Genomic DNA, 19,938 nt, shown 5'->3' with positions numbered 1-19,938 from the left:
GCCTGTCGAGGCCGTTATCGATTATGCCCGTAATACACTTCAACACGCATGGCGACCCCAAAAGAGGTATTAAAATCTTCGTCTCTTAACCAAAGTACAAAAGGTTCAACTTCAAAGAAAAGCCAGTCTCTAAGCGTGTTGTTCCGCCACCGTATCCCTGCATATACCTCTTCAATGCGATAGTTTGGTCGGCTTAGCCCTTCAACCATGGCTCGGGAAACTATGGCGTTTTGGTCATCAATGGCATAAAGGTGATTTATTTCATGGCGCCACAGCCAGTCGTTAGTGTCATCTCTGAAATAAAGTCGGTTGTTTTGTCTTATAAGGTGCTTTCTGTCTATATCGTATTGAATAGCCAGCCCAACTTCTGCGCCTAATCGGTCTCGTGAGTAGTAATACAGTTCACTATCGTATAGCGCTGACAGTTTATCGGTAAACGCGGTCGCGTCGCGATAGCGTCCTCTTACATAAAGCTGATCTCGTCTTCCTGCGCCTACGCGAAAAGAATAGTGAGAGTCTTGTTCTGGCCTAAATCGCAAGGCAATAGTGGCCTGATCCCGATCATTATTATCCGTATTTCGGGCGGCGCGAATGGTATTGTCTTGGGTTTCATCTTCGTTGTCACTTAGTAGCAAATCGACTTTGTCTTCAAGTGCTGGCAGTTTTACGCGAATTCTAAAGCGCACATCCGTGTCGGTAAGCATGCCGTCTCTGGGTTCCCATGCAAACTGAATGCGACCTTCTGCCCTTGCCTTTTCATTATTGTAGCTATGCGCATCGTCAGAGCGAAAAAGGCTATCTAATTGGCGTACGGTGAAATCCATCGAGTCAGTAAAGCTGCGCTGCCACACATCGAACCATTCATTGTGTTGATGTAAGCTGGAAGAAGTCTTTTCAGCTTTTAGTGACGTAACAGCAGTATTAGTGTTTGCAGGAAGCGTGCGCGTGTCTATTTGTGGCTCAAGTGAAATGAGCATAACGGCGTAGCAGATTGTGGAAATGCACGGCAAGCTCACTAACTCCTTGTTTAAATAAGACGTATTGAGCACAATTGATTTATACTCAACGGTTAATAGAAGCATGGATTGGTGATAATGAAACGTCAATCATTATTCACCGTCACAAATATTCAGGTGAAAGCAGCGCCGCGCAATGGCATACTGTGGCAACAGATGTACGGGAGAAAGAATTTATGGGTGGTATTAGTATTTGGCAGCTACTGATTATCTTAGTGATCGTAGTGCTACTTTTTGGTACAAAACGTTTGAAAGGAATCGGTACTGATTTAGGCGGCGCCATTAAAGGCTTTAAAAAAGCCGTTAGTGAAGAAGAGAAAGACGCTGACTTTGAACAGAAAAAGCAAGTAGAAGAGAAATCTACCGCTGACACTGTTTCAACAAAAACGCAGAGTGATGTAAAAGAAAACTCCTAATGTTTGATATTGGCTTTTGGGAGCTATTGGTCATTGGCGTGTTGGCACTTCTTATATTGGGGCCAGAAAGACTGCCAGGAGCAATGCGCTCTACCATTAACACAATTCGCAGCGTGCGCAATGTGGCAACCGGCTTTAAGCAGGAGGTTGAGCATCAATTGCGCGTGCACGAATTGCATGAGAATTTAAAAAAAGCCGAACAGCAAGGGCTCAAAGATCTTTCACCTGAACTTGAACAAAGCGTCGACGAATTAAAAAAAGCGGCCGAATCTGTTCAAGAACCCTATAAAAAACAATAAATGTCTGACGCTAACAACTTAATATCCCACCTTATCGAGCTTCGCAGTCGCATACTTAAAGCATTATTAAGTGTGCTTATTGTGTTCTTATGCCTCGCAGCATTTGCTCAAGACTTGTATCAGCTGCTAGCAAGGCCGCTGTTAGAGGCATTGCCAGAAAACGCCAGTATGATAGCCACTGATGTGGCATCGCCGTTCTTCGCACCCTTTAAATTAACGCTAGTACTGTCATTCTTTATCGCCATTCCTTATGTACTTTATCAAGTTTGGGGCTTCGTGGCTCCTGGGCTGTATCGCAACGAAAAGCGTTTGGTAGCACCTTTACTTCTGTCTAGTACTTTGTTGTTTTATGCAGGAATGGCGTTTGCGTACTTTGTGGTATTCCCCATCGCGTTTGCATTTTTTACCAGCGTTGCGCCGGAAGGGGTGACGGTAAGTACCGATATATCGAGCTATCTTAATTTTGTTCTGAAACTGTTTTTTGCTTTTGGGGTCTCATTCGAGATACCTATTGCCATTATTCTTATGTGTTGGACCGGCGTAACAGACGCCAAATCGCTGCGCGCCAAGCGCCCATATGTTGTTGTTGGTGCGTTTGTGGTTGGCATGTTGCTTACACCGCCTGACGTTATTTCACAAACCCTATTGGCTATTCCAATGTGGTTGTTGTTTGAAGTAGGCGTCATCATTGGTGGGCTTTACGCAAAGCGTTCAGAACGCGCAGCAGAACAACAGTCTGAAAGCTCAGACAACACATAACAGCTATAACAAAGGAATTAAAATGAAAAAACGCGCTGTTTCTCTTATTGCCCTAATATGCGCTTTAGGTGCTTCGTCGGTTCAGGCCGAGACCGTTGCGCAAGCCATTGAAAAATGCCGAAACACAGATAACAGCCTAAAACGCCTGGTGTGTTACGACAACGTTGCTAAGTCATTGCGCCAATACGAAGGTGTTGATAGCGAGCTAAGCCAACTTCCTGCGCTAACAGTAAAGCGCCCAGCCTCTGTACCTTCAACGCCAGTACAGCCTGCTCAGCCAGAAGCGCGTAATGCAGTGCCTGAAAATGAATTCGGTTTAGAGCATAAACGCGACCTATCTAAAGAAGCTTCTGAGCTTCAAGTGACCATTGCAGAGCTATCTAAAACTGTGCGTGGAAAACATAAACTTACTTTCAGCGATGGCTCGGTGTGGCAACAAACCGACGAAACTTACCTTAAGTTTGAAAAAGGGCAGGTAGTTACCGTTGAGCGTGGCTTGTTAGGTTCATTTTATTTGAGCGTTGAAGGCCTAAATAAGCGCATGAAAGTAAAGCGCCTAAAATAGATGGCGTGGTTTGATGCTGGCGTTAACCTTCTTGATAGTCGGTTTGATGCCAACGACATCATTGCCCGTGCCCAGCAGGCCGGTGTGAGCAAGCTTTGTGTTATTACTACGCATCCTAATGAATGGAAAAGCGCGGTTGCACTTCACAAAGCGTTCCCTGATACCTGCTGCTACACCATTGGGGTTCACCCCCACAATGCAAAAGATGTGTTGCCAGAGCATTATGAGATGCTGCGCGAAATGGCAACGCAACCAGGGTGTGTGGCAATAGGCGAGTGTGGTTTAGATTTCAATCGCAACTTTTCTGCGCCTGAAATACAGCTTACTGTGTTCGAAGCACAGCTAAAAATAGCAAGCGAGCTTGAGCTGCCAGTTTATCTTCACGAACGCGACGCATTCGAGCAGCAGTTATCGTTGTTAAAACGTTACATGCCATCGCTTACCGGCGGCATAGCACATTGTTTTACAGGAACTAAAGAGCAAGTAGAAGCATACGTGGCGCTGGGGTTGTACATTGGTGTAACTGGATGGGTGTGCGACGAAAAGCGTGGCGGCGATTTGCGAGAGGCCGTTCACAGCATCCCATTAAATAAATTGGTGTTGGAAACCGATGCTCCTTACCTTTTCCCCAAATCATTAAGGCCGCGTAAGCGCAACAACGAGCCTGCATATCTTCCTCACATTGGGCAGTACCTTAGCGAGCATTTAGGCGAAACAACAGAAACTTTGCGCGATTGTAGCTATGCTAACACGTGCACTTTATTCTCACTCGGCGAGTAGCGCGTTAGATGCAAATTAATTCGAAGGTACTGAAAAATTACGATGCGGGGTTAATATTAATTACCGCTGTTGCGGTAGTGTCATTTATTTTGTTTTCGCTTAGCCTTACACCCAATAAAGGCGCTGCACCACAATACTCGCAGTTAATGTACACCATAGATGAAGATGAATTCCTTTCCTTCGACAATATCACCCGTTTAGATACCGACAAATGGCTCCCCACCACCTCGCCTGTAAATTTGGGCATGAACACGGCTGTGCATTGGTTTTCGTTTGTCATTCCTCCAACTCAAAGCGCAAGTGATAGCTTCTTACTTCATATCGATTATCCGCTGCTAGATTACCTTGATGTAGGTGTTTACAGCCGAGTAGGCAGTACGCCCATTACACAGTTTTCCGCTGGCGATGCACAAATGCTATCAAAGCGCCCCATTGTGCATACCAAGCCCTTATTCCCACTGCCATCAAGTGCTGAATCGCAGCGGGTTATTGTGCGCGTTCAAACTTCAGGCACAATTAGGTTGCCAGTGCGTATTTGGGAAGAAAAAGCGTTCTTAAGCTTCAGCACTAGTCGCAACCTTGCGTTGGGGTTATTTTTTGGTGTGTTGGTTGCCATGGGGGTAAGCAATGCGTTTTTGACGGTTACGTCGCGCAGTACTTCTTTTATGTTTTATTCAGGGTACGTGCTAAGTTTGGCGCTTACGCTGGCAACGCTACACGGTTTTGGGTTTACCTATTTATGGGCTGACAATACGTGGTTTCAAAGTAAAGCGATTATTGTTTTTGCAAACGCAACCATCATGTTTGCCACGCTGTTTACACGAAGTTTATTGCCCGTAAAAGAACACAGCGTTTTACTGGATAAAATTACGCTTATTGCTAGTGGTGTTTGCGCGTTAAGCATTGTGCTTGGCTTATTTTTACCCTACTACTTCATGATAAAAGCGTATTTACTGTTGCTAAGTCTTATCGTTATCTACACGCTCGCACTAGGTGTCTGGCTGTCATTAAAACGTGTTGCCGTAGCGCGTTACTTCACTATTGCATGGGCCTTTTTGTTAATAAGCGGGCTAAGCGCAAGCTTAGATAATGTAAATTTTATAAACCTGCCCATTTCTTCTAATAACCTGCTGATTATTGGTGGCGCTGTTGAAACGCTAATTTTGGCGCTCATTCTTTCTATAAGCTACAGCCACAGCCGAGACGACTTAATTGAAGCGCAGCAGTTTGCACTAGAACAGGAAAAACAAGCCAACACAGCAAAGGAAAACTTGCTAAGTGTGCAGCAGCGTTATCAAGACGATCTTGAATACAAGGTTCAAGAGCGCACGCTAGAGTTAGAAATTACGCTTCGCGAGCTTTCCGAAGTAAATCAGGAGCTAGAACGGTTAAACGCCATCGACCCGCTTACTGGCGTGCACAACCGAAGGCACTTTGATAAGCGTCTGCGAAATGAAGGGCGTCGTAGCCGCCGAGAAGAAACTCCGCTGTCATTAGCCATTATTGACGTTGACTACTTCAAGCAAATTAACGACAAATATGGTCACGACGGTGGTGATGCGTGTTTGATTCACGTTACCAAAGTCTTGCAAAAACTTATTCAGCGCCCTACAGATGACTTATGTCGTATCGGTGGTGAAGAATTTGCCATTATATTGCCTAATACCGACTTAAACGGCGCGTATCACGTGGCCGAGAGTATGCGTGCTTCGCTGGAACAATCGCCAATGACCTACGACGGTGAGCAAATACAGCTTACGGTGAGCGCAGGGGTGTCCACTACTGTTATTCAAAGTGAAGAGCACGCACAAACACTATTTCGCTATGCCGATGAGTTGCTTTATCAAGCCAAAGCGGCTGGGCGAAATATCGTAATTCACCAAAATTTACAGGACAAATCATGACGTCTTCTTCTTTTCCTCTTCGCAGAATGCGCCGCCTCCGTGCAAAAGACGCCTTACGTGGCTTGGTGGCTGAGCACGCGCTGACTACTGATGATTTGATTTACCCGGTTTTTGTATTGCCGGGTGCCAATGCACGTGAAGCCGTACCGTCGATGCCAGGTGTTGAGCGTCTGTCTATTGATTTACTCATTCAAGAAGCGGCGCGTTGGGTTGAGTTAGGTATTCGTACATTTGCACTGTTTCCTGTTACTCCTATGTCGTTAAAGTCGGACTGTGCCAGTGAAGCATTTAATCCAGAAGGGTTAGCACAGCAGGCTATGCGTGCAATGAAAAAGGCTTATCCTGACGTTATGCTTATGTCTGATATTGCGCTGGATCCTTTCACGTCACACGGCCAAGACGGCTTAATTGATGAGAATGGCTATGTGATGAACGATGAAACGGTAGACGTGCTAATAAAGCAAGCATTATCACATGCAGAGGCCGGCGCTGATATTGTTGCTCCTTCAGATATGATGGATGGGCGTATAGGAAGTATTCGTAAAGCCCTTGAGGACGCTGGCCACGTTAACACGTGTATTATGGCCTACTCAGCGAAATACGCCTCAGCTTACTATGGCCCGTTTAGGGATGCGGTCGGCTCAGCAGCCAATATAAAAGGCGGCAACAAGAAAACATATCAAATGGACCCTGCCAATACCGATGAAGCACTTCACGAAATAGCGCTGGATATTGATGAAGGTGCAGATATGGTCATGGTGAAACCTGGTATGCCGTATCTAGATGTAGTACGACGCTGCAAAGAAACGTTTAAAGTGCCTACCTTTGCCTATCAAGTAAGTGGTGAATACGCAATGCATCAGGCAGCATTCGCCAATGGCTGGCTTAATGAAGATGCAGTAGTGTTAGAGTCGCTTCTAGCATTTAAGCGCGCAGGAGCAGACGGTATTTTAACGTATTTTGCACCTAAGGCTGCTGAACTACTTCAAAAGCAAAAATAGCCTCACAAGAGGCTATTTACATACTAATTCACAGCCCGCTTTGTGCTGTAACCAACACTCGTTGGCAAGTTCTGCATTAATTAACGGGTGCGACTTCAACCATCCCTCTGGAAAGGTCAGTGTCCAGCGGTCGTCTTCACACAGCAAAGACACCTCTGGAATGTGTTTGTTCTGACGGCGAAGGCATAGCACTACTGAAATACGCAGCACGCGCATTAAGCCCTTAAGCATAGGGCGGTAGTCTTCGTGATACTTGTCGAATACGCTGGCCGTAATGTCTAGCCTGTGCTGCGCAACCAAGTCGCGTATAGCGGCACGCTGAAGCCGCGTAAAACCTGGTAGGTCAATGTGGCTAAGAATGTACTCGCCGTGTTCGTGGTGTTTTTTATATTCTATATGCAGCCCAATTTCGTGTAGCTGAGCTGCTGCGCCCAATATGGTTTCTGTGTCTAAGTGGCAGATGTTGCGCTGCGCGCACAGCTGGTGGCATAGTCCAAGCGCCACCTGACGTACAACATTGGCGTGGTTATTATCAATGTGGTAGCGCTGCTTAGCTTGGTTTAGTGTTTGTTGACGACGATCATTGTCGGTCACATTATCAAGCATGCCGTAAATGAGGCCTTCACGTAGAGCGCCACCTGAAATATTCATGTTTTTGATTTGTAGCGCTTCAAACAAACAAATTAAAATGGCTAAACCCGATGGGAATATCGCTTTTCTATTGTCTTCAAGGCCATCTATATCAAGTGTGCTGATGTGACCGCAATCAATGCACTGCTGTTGAAGATGGTATAAATAATCTAGGCGAATGGCGTCGCTAATACCCTGAGCAACCAAAATCTCAGTAATAGCCTGTGGCGTACCTGACGCGCCCAAACAGTTTTCCCAATCGAAGCATAGAAAGGTGTCAGACACATCTTTGATAAGTGCATGGGCAGCCGCTTTTGCATTATCGAAGTTGGCTTGTGTTATTTCGCCGCCCTCAAAGTAGCGCTCCATAAAGGTAACGCAACCCATATCCAAGCTTTTCAGATGAATGGGCTGCATATCATTACCGATAATGATCTCGGTACTGGCGCCGCCAATGTCAATCACCAAGCTGTTGCCTTGGTTTGCCGACGTGTATGCTACGCCTAAATAAATTTGGCGCGCTTCTTCTTCACCACTTATCACGTTGAGTTTGTGATTTAGAATGGCTTCAGCTTTTTTGATAAATTCGTGAGCGTTGGTAGCAAGTCGCAGCGTGGCGGTTGCGACAATTTTGATATTAGAAGGTGGGATGTCTTGTAAACGCTCCGAGAATACTTGCAGGCACTGCCAGCCGCGTTCCATGCTTTCAGTATCAAGTGCAAAATGCTCATCCAAACCGGCGGCTAATCGCACTTTCTGTTTTATCTTCCCGATAATCTGCACACTGCCGTTTACCACATGCACAATAACCATGTGAAAACTGTTCGAGCCCAAGTCTATGGCGGCGTAATACTCGCCATAGGTTTGCGCGTCGTGCTGTAATTCTGCCTGCATAGTTTCTCGTTCTTGCTATATACCGTTATGCTTTATTTTTTCGCTACGTTTTGTTCGCTATGGCATTACGCCCTGTTGTTTCGGTTTTGCGGCTTACCTCGGCCTCTACCATTACCGCGACGTGAAGAGTTACGGTTGTTTGGTGCACGTCTTCTGCGTGGTTTCGGTGGCGTTATGTCTTCAAGCAGGGCGCTGCGATCGTAGTCGGTCACAGGGATTGCTTGCTGAATATATTGTTCAATTGCCGGAAGATTAAGCGCGTATTTTTCACAAGCAAAACTAATTGCAATGCCGCTTTGTCCTGCACGACCAGTACGACCAATTCGGTGAACATAGTCTTCTGCATCATCAGGTAAGTCGAAGTTAAATACGTGCGTTACCGCATCAATATGCAAACCGCGCGCGGCGACATCTGTAGCCACTAATATGTCTGAGTTACCTTTGGTAAAGTCTTCCAATATGCTTAGGCGCTTCTTCTGTGGCACATCGCCGCTGAGTAAGCCAACGCGGTGACCATCAGCAGTGAGCCAGTCGGTAACTTTCTCACAGCTGTTTTTAGTGTTCGCAAAAACAATCGCTTTTTCTGGCCACTCTTCTTCAAGCAACGTTAATAGAAGCAGCATTTTATCGTCGTCAGACGGATAGAAAAGCTCTTGGGTTACACGCGTCGCCGTTGTTTGCTCGGGCGCAACCTGAACATGCGTCGGGTTATTCATGTGCTCGTAAGCCAGTTCTTGAACGCGATAGCTCAAGGTGGCCGAGAACAACATGCTTAAACGTTCTGCGGCAGGTGGCATACGGCGGAATAAGAAGCGGATATCCTTTATAAAGCCCAAATCGAACATACGGTCGGCTTCATCAAGTACGGCAACCTGAATATTTTTCAGAGTAAACACGTTCTGTTTGTAGTAATCCAGAATGCGTCCTGTCGTACCAATAATAATATCTACACCTTCTTCTAACGTTTCCCGTTGACTTTGGTAACCTTCGCCCCCATAAATCAAACCAAGCGTTAAACCGGTATGTTCACTAAGCAGTTTTGCATCGTTGTAAATCTGAACAGCAAGCTCTCGGGTCGGTGCCATTATTATTGCACGCGGACCATTTGATTTGCTGTTATCTGTGTTTTCTGCTTTGCTTAGCAAATAGTGAAATGTAGCCACCAAGAAGGCAATGGTTTTGCCTGTACCCGTTTGGGCTTGACCTGCAATGTCGTGACCTTCTAATAAAGGAGGCAGTGCAAGGGCTTGTATTGGTGTACAATGTGAAAAATTAGCTGCCGTCAAGGCGTCAACAACCTTGCCGTTAATCGGCAGGTCGGAAAAATGAGTATCAGTTAAGTGAGTAGGCATAGCTTATAGCTTATCAGTGCTTGCATTAAAAAACAGTTTCTATATAACACTTATGGTCGGGCTGAGACAAATCAGCAACAGTCCAAAAATGGAGAAAAGAATGAGCGACAAAATTATCCAGTTATCTGACGATAAATTCGAAGCAGATGTTATCAATGCTGAAGGTCCTGTACTGGTTGACTTCTGGGCTGAATGGTGTGGCCCGTGTAAAATGATCGCACCAATCTTAGAAGAAGTTGCGACCGAGTTTGATGGCAAGTTAACAGTTGGCAAGTTGAATGTCGATGAAAATAACGAAACTCCGCCTAAATATGGCATTCGTGGCATTCCTACATTGTTACTTTTCAAAAACGGCAATGTAGCGGCAACTAAAGTTGGTGCACTATCAAAAGCACAATTAACAGAGTTCCTTAACGAGAACCTGTAATCGATACACGTCAAAACCGGTGCATTTTTGCGCCGGTTTTTTTGTTTTACCTTTCCTAATAATTACGCTTTGCTTTTTTATCATCAAACGCTCGCTCCAAATTATTTAACAATTCAGCAGTAAAACGCTGGACGTTGTTTAAATATAGTGCTAACTTTTGTTAAGCGCTCATCCGAGCAGCATTCTGCTTACGCCCACATCCGGGTGAAATCAAATCTAAACTAGAACAGAGTGACTATAAGTCCTGTAAGCGAAGTTCAAGCACAAAGACCCACCAGTATGAATTTAACTGAATTAAAGAACAAACCAATAAGCGAGTTGGTTGCCCTGGCCGAGGAAATGGGCCTGGAAAACATGGCGCGCGCCAGAAAACAAGACATCATTTTCTCAATCCTAAAGACGCATGCAAAAAGCGGCGAAGATATCTTTGGTGATGGGGTACTAGAAATTTTACAGGACGGTTTCGGCTTTTTGCGTTCAGCTGACTCTTCGTATCTTGCTGGTCCAGACGATATTTACGTCTCTCCAAGTCAGATTCGACGTTTCAACCTTCGCACAGGTGACACCATCGCCGGGAAGATTCGCCCGCCGAAAGACAGCGAACGTTATTTCGCTCTGTTAAAAATTCGTGAAGTAAACTTCGACAAGCCAGAAAACTCACGTAATAAAATTCTTTTCGAAAACCTTACGCCGCTTCACGCAGCCGACCGTCTTCGGATGGAACGTGGTAATGGCTCTACTGAAGACATTACTGCACGTGTACTCGACTTGGCCTCACCTATTGGTAAGGGTCAGCGTGGTCTTATTGTTGCACCACCGAAAGCGGGTAAAACGCTTCTACTTCAAAACATTGCACAGTCGATTGCCGCTAACCACCCAGAGTGTGAGTTAATGGTATTGCTTATCGACGAGCGTCCTGAAGAAGTAACTGAAATGCACCGCCTTGTACAAGGTGAAGTCGTTGCATCAACGTTCGACGAGCCAGCAAGCCGTCACGTACAAGTTGCTGAAATGGTTATCGAGAAAGCAAAGCGCCTTGTTGAACATAAAAAAGACGTGGTTATCTTGCTTGACTCAATTACGCGTCTAGCCCGTGCATATAACACCGTTATCCCATCGTCAGGTAAAGTACTTACCGGTGGTGTTGACGCCAACGCTCTGCACAAGCCAAAGCGCTTCTTCGGTGCTGCGCGTAACGTTGAAGAAGGTGGCAGCTTAACAATTATTGCTACTGCACTTATCGATACCGGCTCTAAAATGGATGAAGTTATCTACGAAGAGTTTAAAGGTACAGGTAACATGGAATTACACCTTAACCGCAAAATTGCAGAAAAGCGTGTATTCCCAGCTATCGACTTCAACCGTTCAGGTACCCGTCGTGAAGAGCTACTTACAGCTCAGGATGAACTACAAAAAATGTGGATCCTTCGTAAAATTGTTCACGAAATGTCAGAAATTGACGCTATGGAATTCCTTATCAGCAAGCTTTCGATGACGAAAACTAACGATGAGTTCTTCGATGCAATGCGCAGACAGAAAAGCTAAGTAATTTTCTGATATTTATAAGAAAGGCACCCGTAGGTGCCTTTTTTGTTTACTTGAGAAAAAGTAGTTGTCCGCCGTATACTTTAGTCTAATACTCACTGTGGTGTGAATGGGGTATTTTCTGCAAACAACTAGTTTTGTGCTGCAGTGTTATCACGCCCACCAAACGCTCTACTTTGTTCACAGCTTTAAAGGAAGATAAACCATGCACTACAACGTGTTCCGCAAATTTTTAGCGCTTACCTTTGTTGGAGCTGCACTCTTAAGCGCCTCTACTATCACTAGCGCGAGTAATGCTGATGTAGAAGCGCTGGCTACAGCGGTTGAGCCAGATGTCATCAAATGGCGTCATCATTTCCACGAGTTTCCTGAATTATCTAACCGCGAGTTTAAGACCGCCGAATACGTTGCAAATTATCTAAAAAGCCTAGGGCTTGAGGTGCAAACAGGTGTAGCTAAAACGGGTGTAGTGGCCATACTTGATTCAGGTAAACCTGGTCCGGTAGTAGCGCTTCGTGCTGATATGGACGGCTTACCGGTAAAAGAACAGAACGATTTGCCGTATCGCTCAACACAAATAGGTGAATACAACGGCAATGAAGTGCCTGTTATGCACGCCTGTGGTCACGACACACATATGGCTATGTTGATGGGGGCTGCAACCATACTAACCGAGATAAAAAGCGAGTTGAAAGGCAAAGTTAAGTTTATCTTTCAACCCGCTGAAGAGGGCGCTCCGGCGGGTGAAAAAGGTGGCGCTGAAGTTATGGTGCAGGAAGGCGTTTTAAAGAACCCTGACGTAGATGCCATTTTCGGTTTGCACATTAATGCCAATACTGATGTGGGCTCTGTTCGCTACAATGCAGGAGGCACAATGGCAGCAGTAGACCCGTTTAAAATTGTGATACACGGTAAACAAGCCCATGGTGCTTATCCATGGAAAAGTGTAGACCCTGTAGTTACTGCCGCACAAATGATCATGTCTATACAAACTATCGTTAGTCGCGAGCTTAAACTTATTGACGACGCAGCGGTGGTTTCAATTGGCTCAATCCATGGTGGTAATCGTTCAAACATTATTCCTAATGAAGTGGAAATGGTGGGTACCATTCGCACCTTAAACAAGGCTGCACGTGAGCATATTTATGAAGCATTGCCACGAAAAGTAAAAGCCATCGCTGAAAGCATGGGCGCCGAGGCCGAACTTACGCTTCCGCTTGATTACTATTACCCTATTACCTACAACGACCCAGCGCTTACACAAGCTATGTTGCCAACCATGCAGCGTACCGCAGGTGCTGATAAAACCTTGTTATCTAAGCCAGTAACCGGTGCCGAGGACTTCTCGTTCTTTCAGGAAAAAGTACCTGGTCTTTATGTATGGGTAGGTGGCAAGCCACTTGATGTGAGTGAAGAAGATAGCCCTGCTCACCATACGCCTGAATTTTACGTTGATGATGCGGGTATGAAGCTCGGCGTTAAGCTTCTTACCAACTTTACGCTCGACTACATGGCTCAACATTAAGCGCAACCTTAGGCTAAACAGCAAGCCCATTAGTTATGAAAAGGGCTAGGTAACTATTTTGAAATTAGGCAGTATTTCTATTTCGCTATCATGGGCCTTGGTTTTTCAAGCCATTCTTACGTGCTTACTCGGCGTGGGGCTTAACGCGCTTGAAGCACCCTTTGATAGCTCCGGTATTGCTATTTTCGGCGTAAGCGCGGCTGTTTACGCGGCCATGCGCTTCCATCCTGTTATTGCTATCCCTATTGCGCTTATTATTAGTGTCCCGCTTTGGTTAAACGAAGGCAGTATTGTTGGTAAAGAAAGCCTCACTTTGTTGCCTATTGTCTTAAGCCTTTTTGGTTATCAAAAATCGCTTAAGCAAGTGATTAAAGTTGGTGCGGGCTTTTGGTCAATTGTTTTCCTACCTATATTGCTGCTGGAGCACTCTTTAGATAATAGCGATAACATCAATATGGTGTTTTCAGGTGTGTTGGTAACCTGGGTAAGCGGTGTGTTTGGCTTGGTCACTGGGCACTTTGCCTATCTTGCAGTTCACGGCCTAAGACGCCAGACATCGTCTAAGTCAGAGCGCATTTCGCTGCATTTCTTGTTTGGCTATTTCTTTTCGGGCTGCTTTTTCGTAGCGTCTATGGCGGTTATTTATTTGTCAATAAGCCTGTTTCAGCAGCAGCAAGAGCGCCAAATTCACAGCTACATGAAGCAGCGGGTGAAAGTACTTGAATTCCAGCTTTCCGACTTTATTCGCCGACATCAAAATGCCATCGCAGGCGCAGCCCAAATGCTTTCAAGCGACGTGGTTAAAGACAACAAAGATGCCGCTGCAAATACACAGTTAACAATACTGGCTACACGTTACCCCGAATTCTTAACCTTTCTTGTAGCCGACAAAGAAGGTGAAATAAAACAAGCATATCCACCCACCATGCTTGAAAAGGCGCGGGAAAGCGGTATGCCCAATGTTGCCTACCGTCCGTACTTTTATGAAGTAATGCAAAGCGGTCAGCCTTTCTTGTCGAACGTGTTTCAAGGCAGAGGGTTTGGAAATGATCCAATTATTGCGTTATCGGCGCCAATTGTAGACGTCAACGGTGTGCCCACTGGTATTGTGGAAGGTTCACTGTCTTTAAAAAGTTTTGCCGCAGTCGATAACTTGAGCTTAGGCGGCTTCTCGATGCTGATAGAAGATCAGAAAGGCGAGGTAATCTACGCGTCAGAGCGTCTTCAAATGCAACCGTTAACAAAAGCGCCCTTTTATGGATGTGAGCCTACCTGTCCTATAGAAGTAAAAGATGTTAACGATGATAGAACGTGGCTGCGTTTTGCAGAGCCTTTATCCTTTGCCAACTGGACCGTGAGCTATTACTTCGACAAACGCCTAGTCATGGTGTTGATGAGTAGCTACTTGCTTAAAGATCTGCTTTTGCTTTTGGTCTTGTCTTTGTTTGGTAGTTTTACAGGTTATGTAGTAGCTAAAATGGTGGGAGCTCCAATACGTAGACTCGTGCGTTATATTGCAGAGTTTGACCCCAAACAGAAAGACACCGCCAAGCTTTCTCAGCGCACGTTACATATCCAAGAGTTGTCATCACTAAGCGATGAATTCATGAGCCTTGAGCGCCGTTTAATGAAGGCGTTTGACGACTTAGAAGCCGCTCGTGAAACCGAGCAAAGCTTGAACGTAGAGCTGAGCGATTTGAACCAGTCGCTTGAACATCGTATAGAAGAAAAAACGCATCACCTTGCAAGCGCGTTAAAAGAAGCGGAAGCTGCAAACATAGCAAAAACGCAGTTCTTAGCTAATATGAGCCACGAAATTCGTACGCCGATGAATGGCATCATAGGGTCATGCGAGCTTATGCTAGAGAATAAGCTACCATCACACATAGAAGCACGTGCTAAAACCATTTCTAGGTCGGCCACTAACTTACTAATGATCCTAGATAGTATTCTCGACTGGTCTAAAATTGAGTCGGGTAAAATGCTTGTCGATACCCATAACACTGATGTTAGCGAGTTAATTGACGCATCTTGCGAACTTTACCGCTATATCAGTGAAGCAAAGGGCATTGAAATTATTACTAAGATGTCTGACAACTTGCCTACGCACCTGTACTTAGACGCAGGCAAGGTAAGTCAGATAGTGAATAACCTAATCAGCAATGCCATTAAATTTACCAATGAAGGTAACGTTCAAGTACTTACAGACTACGACGGTAGTGCGCTTACTGTGTCGGTGGTAGATACAGGTATAGGCATTGAAGCAGACAAACTTGGCAGAATTTTCGAAAAGTTTGAGCAAGCAGATGCGTCTACAACGCGCCACTTTGGCGGCACGGGATTAGGGTTAGCTATCTCTAAAGGGTTAGTAGAGCTAATGGGCGGCGAACTGCATGTTGAAAGTGAAGTGGGGCAGGGCACAACGTTCCGTTTCTATATTCCGTGCACAGTTGGCGAAAACGATACCGCCAATGGTGATGACACCATAGTGGCATTGCCTGACAAATTACGTGTGCTGTTGGCAGAAGATAACGATATAAACGCTGAAATCGTTATTGATATGTTTGCTTCGGAGAACATTACATGTATTCGCACTAAAAACGGTAAAGATACCGTTGAAGCCGAGAAACGTTACGATTTCGATATTATTTTGATGGACTGTCAAATGCCGGTGATGGACGGGTTTACTGCCGCGTCGATTATTCGCAAAGAAGGCAGAAATAAACAGAACATTAAAATAATTGCGCTAACGGCCAACGCGTTTACCGAAGACAAAAATGCCTGCATAGAAGCAGGCATGAATGCGCATTTAAGTAAGCCTATTCGCAAAAAAGTGTTATTTGACAGTATTGCCCGTGAACTTAGTCGCGTTTAGTGCAACGCCTTTATCATTATTCCTACCATCACTTACAATGCGCAGCACCAGATAACCTAGGCAGGCCGACACTAACGAGCCTGCTAAAATTCCCACTCGCTCATCGAATATCTGATTAATGCCCGTTTGTTCGAACGCCAGACCACCTATGAATAAACTCATGGTAAACCCTACACCGCATAACAGGGCACAGCCATAAATGTGCTTTAAGTTTAGGTCATGAGGTAACGAGGCTAATTTCAGTTTTACCATCAGTAAACAACCTCCAAACACGCCCAGCTGTTTACCCACTACTAGGCCTAAAAAGATACCAAAGGTCACTGGATGAAAAATACCTTCTGGGCTGATATTGCCAAAGCTAATACCGGCATTTGCAAAGGCAAATAAGGGTAAAATAGCAAAGCTCACCGACCCATTTAGACTGTGCTCTAATCGGGTGACGGGGGAATAAGTCGTATCGTTAGGATCACGCATGGGTATAAATGCCGCTAAAACAACACCGGCTAACGTTGCATGCACACCCGATTTCAGCATAGCTACCCATAATACTACGCCCACAAGTACGTAAGCAGGTATATCCACTACATTGCGTTTATTCATTTGCCATAACAGCAGTAAGCATGCAGCAGCGATGTAAAGCGCACCAGCTGTGATGTTATCCGTATAAAATAGCGCAATAATTACAATAGCGCCGATATCGTCGATAATGGCAAGGGTAACAAGGAACACCTTCAAGCTCGTGGGAACACGGCTGCCTAACAGTGCAAGCACACCTAGCGCAAAGGCAATGTCGGTTGCCGCGGGAATAGCCCATCCAGCCACTGCCACAGGGTTGTCCCAATTAATACTTACGTAAATAAGCGCAGGGACTACCATGCCGCCAATGGCCCCGCCAGTGGGCAGTACAATATTACTTGGGTTTGATAACTCGCCTTCGCAAATTTCACGTTTCAACTCTAGTCCTACGTGAAAAAAGAAAATAGCCATCAGACCATCGTTAATCCAAAGCAATAGCGGTTTGTCGATTGCCCAAGAGCCAGCGGAAATTTGTACCGGCATTGTAATAAGCTGGTCGTAAACGGTATCAAGCGGTGAATTTGCAATAATAAGTGCTAGCACTGTCGCTAACATTAACAATATACCGGGCGCCGCTTGGCGATTGAGAAAGTCTGAAACAACGTCATGAACCTCTTCAATCACGTCATCAATGACATCGGGTTCGTGCTTGTGTGTCATGGTTATTCTCCTGCGTCCGTTATAAAAAGCCATTTTCCATGGCGACTTTATGTTCTTTATTTATAGGCCCTTGTTACCTTGCGATAAAATATTTAAAGGCTGTATTGAAGACACTATATCGTCTTAAAAATTGTTTATTAATTCTAGTTCATACGGCTGTTTTGCGAGTCGAAGATCACATTAAGGCATAAGCGGCATATTGGCTGAAAGGGGCATTTAAGTGGGTTTTGCGGTGGGATTTTAAACTGTTTTAGGCTACAATCGCGGCCTTTCCAAGGTTGTCCACTTTACCTACCCCGAGGATCTCTAGATGGCAAAAGTCGCGATTGTAATGGGTTCAACTTCAGACTGGCCTACCATGCAGCAGGCCGCGAAAATGCTGAAGTCGTTTGGTGTTGAATTTGAAGCGAAGGTGGTGTCGGCACATCGTACACCTAACTTGCTAGTAGAGTTTGCCGAGCAAGCCGCAGATGAGGGCTTTAGCGCCATTATTGCAGGTGCTGGCGGCGCAGCGCATTTGCCAGGAATGATTGCAGCCCACACACACCTACCAGTGTTCGGTTGCCCGGTTAAATCCAAAGCGTTAAATGGTTTAGATTCACTGCTGTCTATTGTACAAATGCCAAAAGGCGTAGCTGTAGGTACGCTAGCTATTGGTGAGGCTGGCGCAGCAAATGCAGGCCTTCTTGCTGCGCAGGTTGTTGCGCTTCAAGACGAAAGTGTTCGCAACGCTGTTATTGCATTTAGACAGTCTCAAACTGACACAGTTTTGGCTTCAAGCAATACATTGGAGCTAGATGAATGAGAGTAGTAGTTTACGGCGCAGGCCAACTTGCACAAATGATGTACCTTGCGGGTAGCCCACTTGGTATAGACGTACAAGCTGTTGACGTAAACAACGACACCGTTGTACATCCCGTCAGCAAAACACCTTTAGACATAACGTTAGAGCAGGCGCTTGAAGCGGCTGACGCATTAACCGTTGAGTTTGAACACGTGCCTGAGCGTCTGCTTGAGCAGGCGGCGCAAACCAATAAGCTAATGCCTAACATCGACAGTATCTTGGTAGGTGCTGACCGCGTTAGAGAGAAAAAGCTGCTTGAAAAGATGGGTGTAGCGAATTGCGAACATCGCATTGTTACGCATTTAGACCAGCTTGACGATTGTGTAACTGCATTGGGAAGTAAGCTTATCCTGAAAGCTAGCCGCGATGGTTACGATGGCTACGGTCAGTGGCGTTTGGCCGATGAAGCCGACCTACCAGAGCTTAAAAATGCGTTAACAGGGTTAGATCTTGAAAACGTACCGCTGGTGGTTGAGAAAATGGTGGCTTTCGATAGAGAGCTATCACTTATTGGTGTACGCAACGCCAAAGGCAATATTCGCACCTATCCGCTTGCAGAAAACTTGCATCATCAAGGTCAGCTGCACGTGTCTGTTGCACCTGCAACTCATGTTGACGACGCATTGCAGGCTCAAGCTCACGACATTTTATCAAAACTTGCCGAAGGTATGGACTATGTTGGCGTGTTAGCCGTTGAGTTATTCCAAGTTGGCGATAAGTTGCTGGTCAATGAACTTGCACCTCGCGTTCATAATTCGGGTCACTGGAGTCAGTCTGGCGCCGTTACTAGCCAATTTGAAAACCATTTGCGCGCTGTGTGTGGATTGCCGCTTGGCGACACTAGCGCAATCGGCCCAAGTGCAATGGTAAATGTTATTGGTTGCAGTAGCTTCTCTCGCGATTTACTGAGTATCGATGGCAGTCACCTTCACTGGTACGGCAAATCGGTGCGTGAAAAACGCAAGATGGGGCATATTAATGTCACAACTAATAGCTATGAAAGCCTAGGTGAAAAGCTTATGGCGCTTAGCCAATACTTACCGCTTGAGTACTTCCCCAAATTAGTTGGTGAAGCAACGCGATTAAAAGGTTGACACCAACGCGTTTATCGCTAGAATACGCATCCGCTGTCTAGGCAGCGGTTGTACTTAGTGTGCCGACTTAGCTCAGTTGGTAGAGCAACTGACTTGTAATCAGTAGGTCGCCAGTTCGATTCCGGCAGTCGGCACCATTTCTCTTTTTTCTAAAAGCGATATTACGTACACTAGCTTTGTTTACTACAACGGAGCGTACGTATGTTTTTCCTTTCATCGCGTTATCTAAAGCCACTTTTACTCAGCAGCATATTCGCATTTGGTGCCATTAGTACCACTTTCGCACACCAACATCAGCAGCACAAACCCAACGCACATGACAACCATCAAACAATTATGGTGATGGATGGGTACGCGCGCGCTACCTTTGCGTTAGCCAAAACCGGTGCGGTGTATTTTACCTTACACAACAGCAGTACTAGCCCAGTTACGCTTTCAGGCGTAGACGTTGATAACAGCGTAGCCGACGAAGCTCAGATTCATACTACAGTGATGCAAGACGAAATGATGCAAATGCGCGAAGTGTCTGAAGGCGTTGTGATAACACCAAACGAAAAAGTGTTGTTTAAGCCCGGTGGTTACCATGTCATGTTGCTAGGGCTTAGCAAAGGGCTTGAAGAAGGTAGTGAAGTGCCGCTTACTCTGCATTTCAAAGAAGGCGAAGCTATGGAAATCGAATTAGAAGTAGTATTGCCAGTAAAAAAAAAGGGTGAAGCAAACCACCACCATCATCACAAAGACCATCATTAATACTATATGCGTTTCACGAACGGCCT

The 19,938-nt window shown here is 45.5% G+C and carries 18 protein-coding genes and 1 tRNA gene; 15 read left to right on the top strand and 4 right to left on the bottom strand.

The genetic code is table 11. The features are described 5' to 3' along the window. Nucleotides 1-14 precede the first annotated feature (14 nt). The gene (locus ACGHAV_RS14305) at nt 15-1,016 is read right to left on the bottom strand and encodes a hypothetical protein (protein WP_390382032.1); all 1,002 of its coding nucleotides are present in this window, start codon (nt 1,014-1,016) and stop codon (nt 15-17) included. A gap of 176 nt (nt 1,017-1,192) precedes the next feature. On the opposite strand from ACGHAV_RS14305, the gene tatA reads away from it, so the two are divergent. Genes tatA through hemB form a run of 7 tightly spaced genes read left to right on the top strand, consistent with a single transcriptional unit; the run spans nt 1,193 to nt 6,740 of the window. Then, nucleotides 1,193-1,432 carry a Sec-independent protein translocase subunit TatA gene (gene tatA / locus ACGHAV_RS14300; RefSeq protein WP_334015683.1) on the top strand — a complete coding sequence of 80 codons (240 nt, stop codon included), beginning with the start codon at nt 1,193-1,195 and terminating at the stop codon, nt 1,430-1,432. After that, a complete protein-coding gene (gene tatB, locus ACGHAV_RS14295; RefSeq protein ID WP_014948087.1) occupies nt 1,432-1,731 on the top strand; it encodes a Sec-independent protein translocase protein TatB in 300 nt (99 codons plus the stop codon). The genes tatA and tatB overlap by 1 nt, the downstream gene beginning before the upstream one ends. After that, nucleotides 1,732-2,490, top strand: coding sequence for a twin-arginine translocase subunit TatC (tatC, locus tag ACGHAV_RS14290; RefSeq protein ID WP_334015619.1), 759 nt, complete (start codon nt 1,732-1,734; stop codon nt 2,488-2,490). Between the two features lie 22 nt (nt 2,491-2,512). Beyond that, complete coding sequence (locus tag ACGHAV_RS14285) at nt 2,513-3,055, top strand: hypothetical protein (RefSeq protein WP_390382028.1); 543 nt, start codon at nt 2,513-2,515, stop codon at nt 3,053-3,055. Further along, nucleotides 3,056-3,835 carry a TatD family hydrolase gene (locus tag ACGHAV_RS14280; protein ID WP_390382025.1) on the top strand — a complete coding sequence of 260 codons (780 nt, stop codon included), beginning with the start codon at nt 3,056-3,058 and terminating at the stop codon, nt 3,833-3,835. An 8-nt stretch (nt 3,836-3,843) separates the two neighbouring features. Then, complete coding sequence (locus ACGHAV_RS14275) at nt 3,844-5,739, top strand: diguanylate cyclase (protein WP_390382022.1); 1,896 nt, start codon at nt 3,844-3,846, stop codon at nt 5,737-5,739. After that, nucleotides 5,736-6,740 (top strand): porphobilinogen synthase, encoded by a 1,005-nt coding sequence (gene hemB, locus ACGHAV_RS14270; RefSeq protein ID WP_390382019.1) that lies wholly within the window; start codon nt 5,736-5,738, stop codon nt 6,738-6,740. The genes ACGHAV_RS14275 and hemB overlap by 4 nt, the downstream gene beginning before the upstream one ends. A 12-nt stretch (nt 6,741-6,752) precedes the next feature. On the opposite strand, the gene ACGHAV_RS14265 is transcribed toward hemB, so the two are convergent. After that, nucleotides 6,753-8,264: a guanosine-5'-triphosphate,3'-diphosphate pyrophosphatase gene (locus ACGHAV_RS14265; protein ID WP_390382016.1), complete on the bottom strand. Its 1,512-nt coding sequence runs from the start codon at nt 8,262-8,264 to the stop codon at nt 6,753-6,755. Between the two features lie 65 nt (nt 8,265-8,329). Further along, the gene (gene rhlB, locus ACGHAV_RS14260; RefSeq protein WP_390382012.1) at nt 8,330-9,616 is read right to left on the bottom strand and encodes an ATP-dependent RNA helicase RhlB; all 1,287 of its coding nucleotides are present in this window, start codon (nt 9,614-9,616) and stop codon (nt 8,330-8,332) included. A gap of 100 nt (nt 9,617-9,716) precedes the next feature. Here rhlB and trxA point away from each other — a divergent pair, with 100 nt between their 5' ends. The 4 genes from trxA to ACGHAV_RS14240 all read left to right on the top strand — a co-directional run bounded on the left by trxA (nt 9,717) and on the right by ACGHAV_RS14240 (nt 15,988). Beyond that, on the top strand, nt 9,717-10,043 hold the full coding sequence (gene trxA / locus ACGHAV_RS14255; RefSeq protein WP_012517074.1) for a thioredoxin TrxA: 327 nt from the start codon (nt 9,717-9,719) through the stop codon (nt 10,041-10,043). A 279-nt stretch (nt 10,044-10,322) separates the two neighbouring features. Next, a complete protein-coding gene (gene rho / locus ACGHAV_RS14250; protein ID WP_014997165.1) occupies nt 10,323-11,588 on the top strand; it encodes a transcription termination factor Rho in 1,266 nt (421 codons plus the stop codon). 205 nt (nt 11,589-11,793) lie between these two features. Beyond that, entirely contained in the window at nt 11,794-13,113 is a 1,320-nt protein-coding gene (locus ACGHAV_RS14245) for an amidohydrolase (protein ID WP_390382008.1), read from the top strand. Nucleotides 13,114-13,171: 58 nt separating this feature from the next. Beyond that, nucleotides 13,172-15,988, top strand: coding sequence for an ATP-binding protein (locus ACGHAV_RS14240; RefSeq protein ID WP_390382005.1), 2,817 nt, complete (start codon nt 13,172-13,174; stop codon nt 15,986-15,988). On the opposite strand, the gene nhaA is transcribed toward ACGHAV_RS14240, so the two are convergent. Further along, complete coding sequence (gene nhaA / locus ACGHAV_RS14235) at nt 15,950-17,224, bottom strand: Na+/H+ antiporter NhaA (RefSeq protein WP_390382002.1); 1,275 nt, start codon at nt 17,222-17,224, stop codon at nt 15,950-15,952. The genes ACGHAV_RS14240 and nhaA overlap by 39 nt on opposite strands. Before the next feature lie 310 nt (nt 17,225-17,534). Between nhaA and purE the strand changes: the two genes are divergently transcribed. The 4 genes from purE to ACGHAV_RS14215 all read left to right on the top strand — a co-directional run bounded on the left by purE (nt 17,535) and on the right by ACGHAV_RS14215 (nt 19,912). Then, on the top strand, nt 17,535-18,029 hold the full coding sequence (purE, locus tag ACGHAV_RS14230) for a 5-(carboxyamino)imidazole ribonucleotide mutase (protein ID WP_334015628.1): 495 nt from the start codon (nt 17,535-17,537) through the stop codon (nt 18,027-18,029). After that, on the top strand, nt 18,026-19,162 hold the full coding sequence (locus ACGHAV_RS14225; protein WP_390381998.1) for a 5-(carboxyamino)imidazole ribonucleotide synthase: 1,137 nt from the start codon (nt 18,026-18,028) through the stop codon (nt 19,160-19,162). Before purE ends, ACGHAV_RS14225 begins: the two co-directional genes overlap by 4 nt. 61 nt (nt 19,163-19,223) lie before the next feature. Beyond that, nucleotides 19,224-19,299, top strand: a tRNA-Thr gene (locus ACGHAV_RS14220). 64 nt (nt 19,300-19,363) lie between these two features. Continuing rightward, nucleotides 19,364-19,912, top strand: coding sequence for a copper chaperone PCu(A)C (locus ACGHAV_RS14215; protein WP_390381995.1), 549 nt, complete (start codon nt 19,364-19,366; stop codon nt 19,910-19,912). Nucleotides 19,913-19,938 lie beyond the last annotated feature (26 nt).

It is taken from the genome of Alteromonas sp. MTD1 (assembly GCF_042848195.1).
Classification (GTDB): Bacteria; Pseudomonadota; Gammaproteobacteria; order Enterobacterales; family Alteromonadaceae; genus Alteromonas.
The sequence above is the reverse complement of the archived record's forward strand: the minus strand, read 5'-3'. Positions and strand labels throughout refer to the sequence as shown.

What these genes read in the sequence shown, in the direction of transcription:
- tatA (WP_334015683.1), top strand. Translation starts at nt 1,193, where the DNA reads ATGGGTGGTATTAGTATTTGGCAGCTACTGATTATCTTAGTGATCGTA.
- tatB (WP_014948087.1), top strand. Translation starts at nt 1,432, where the DNA reads ATGTTTGATATTGGCTTTTGGGAGCTATTGGTCATTGGCGTGTTGGCA.
- tatC (WP_334015619.1), top strand. Translation starts at nt 1,732, where the DNA reads ATGTCTGACGCTAACAACTTAATATCCCACCTTATCGAGCTTCGCAGT.
- ACGHAV_RS14285 (WP_390382028.1), top strand. Translation starts at nt 2,513, where the DNA reads ATGAAAAAACGCGCTGTTTCTCTTATTGCCCTAATATGCGCTTTAGGT.
- ACGHAV_RS14280 (WP_390382025.1), top strand. Translation starts at nt 3,056, where the DNA reads ATGGCGTGGTTTGATGCTGGCGTTAACCTTCTTGATAGTCGGTTTGAT.
- ACGHAV_RS14275 (WP_390382022.1), top strand. Translation starts at nt 3,844, where the DNA reads ATGCAAATTAATTCGAAGGTACTGAAAAATTACGATGCGGGGTTAATA.
- hemB (WP_390382019.1), top strand. Translation starts at nt 5,736, where the DNA reads ATGACGTCTTCTTCTTTTCCTCTTCGCAGAATGCGCCGCCTCCGTGCA.
- ACGHAV_RS14265 (WP_390382016.1), bottom strand. Translation starts at nt 8,264, where the DNA reads ATGCAGGCAGAATTACAGCACGACGCGCAAACCTATGGCGAGTATTAC.
- rhlB (WP_390382012.1), bottom strand. Translation starts at nt 9,616, where the DNA reads ATGCCTACTCACTTAACTGATACTCATTTTTCCGACCTGCCGATTAAC.
- trxA (WP_012517074.1), top strand. Translation starts at nt 9,717, where the DNA reads ATGAGCGACAAAATTATCCAGTTATCTGACGATAAATTCGAAGCAGAT.
- rho (WP_014997165.1), top strand. Translation starts at nt 10,323, where the DNA reads ATGAATTTAACTGAATTAAAGAACAAACCAATAAGCGAGTTGGTTGCC.
- ACGHAV_RS14245 (WP_390382008.1), top strand. Translation starts at nt 11,794, where the DNA reads ATGCACTACAACGTGTTCCGCAAATTTTTAGCGCTTACCTTTGTTGGA.
- nhaA (WP_390382002.1), bottom strand. Translation starts at nt 17,224, where the DNA reads ATGACACACAAGCACGAACCCGATGTCATTGATGACGTGATTGAAGAG.
- purE (WP_334015628.1), top strand. Translation starts at nt 17,535, where the DNA reads ATGGCAAAAGTCGCGATTGTAATGGGTTCAACTTCAGACTGGCCTACC.
- ACGHAV_RS14225 (WP_390381998.1), top strand. Translation starts at nt 18,026, where the DNA reads ATGAGAGTAGTAGTTTACGGCGCAGGCCAACTTGCACAAATGATGTAC.
- ACGHAV_RS14215 (WP_390381995.1), top strand. Translation starts at nt 19,364, where the DNA reads ATGTTTTTCCTTTCATCGCGTTATCTAAAGCCACTTTTACTCAGCAGC.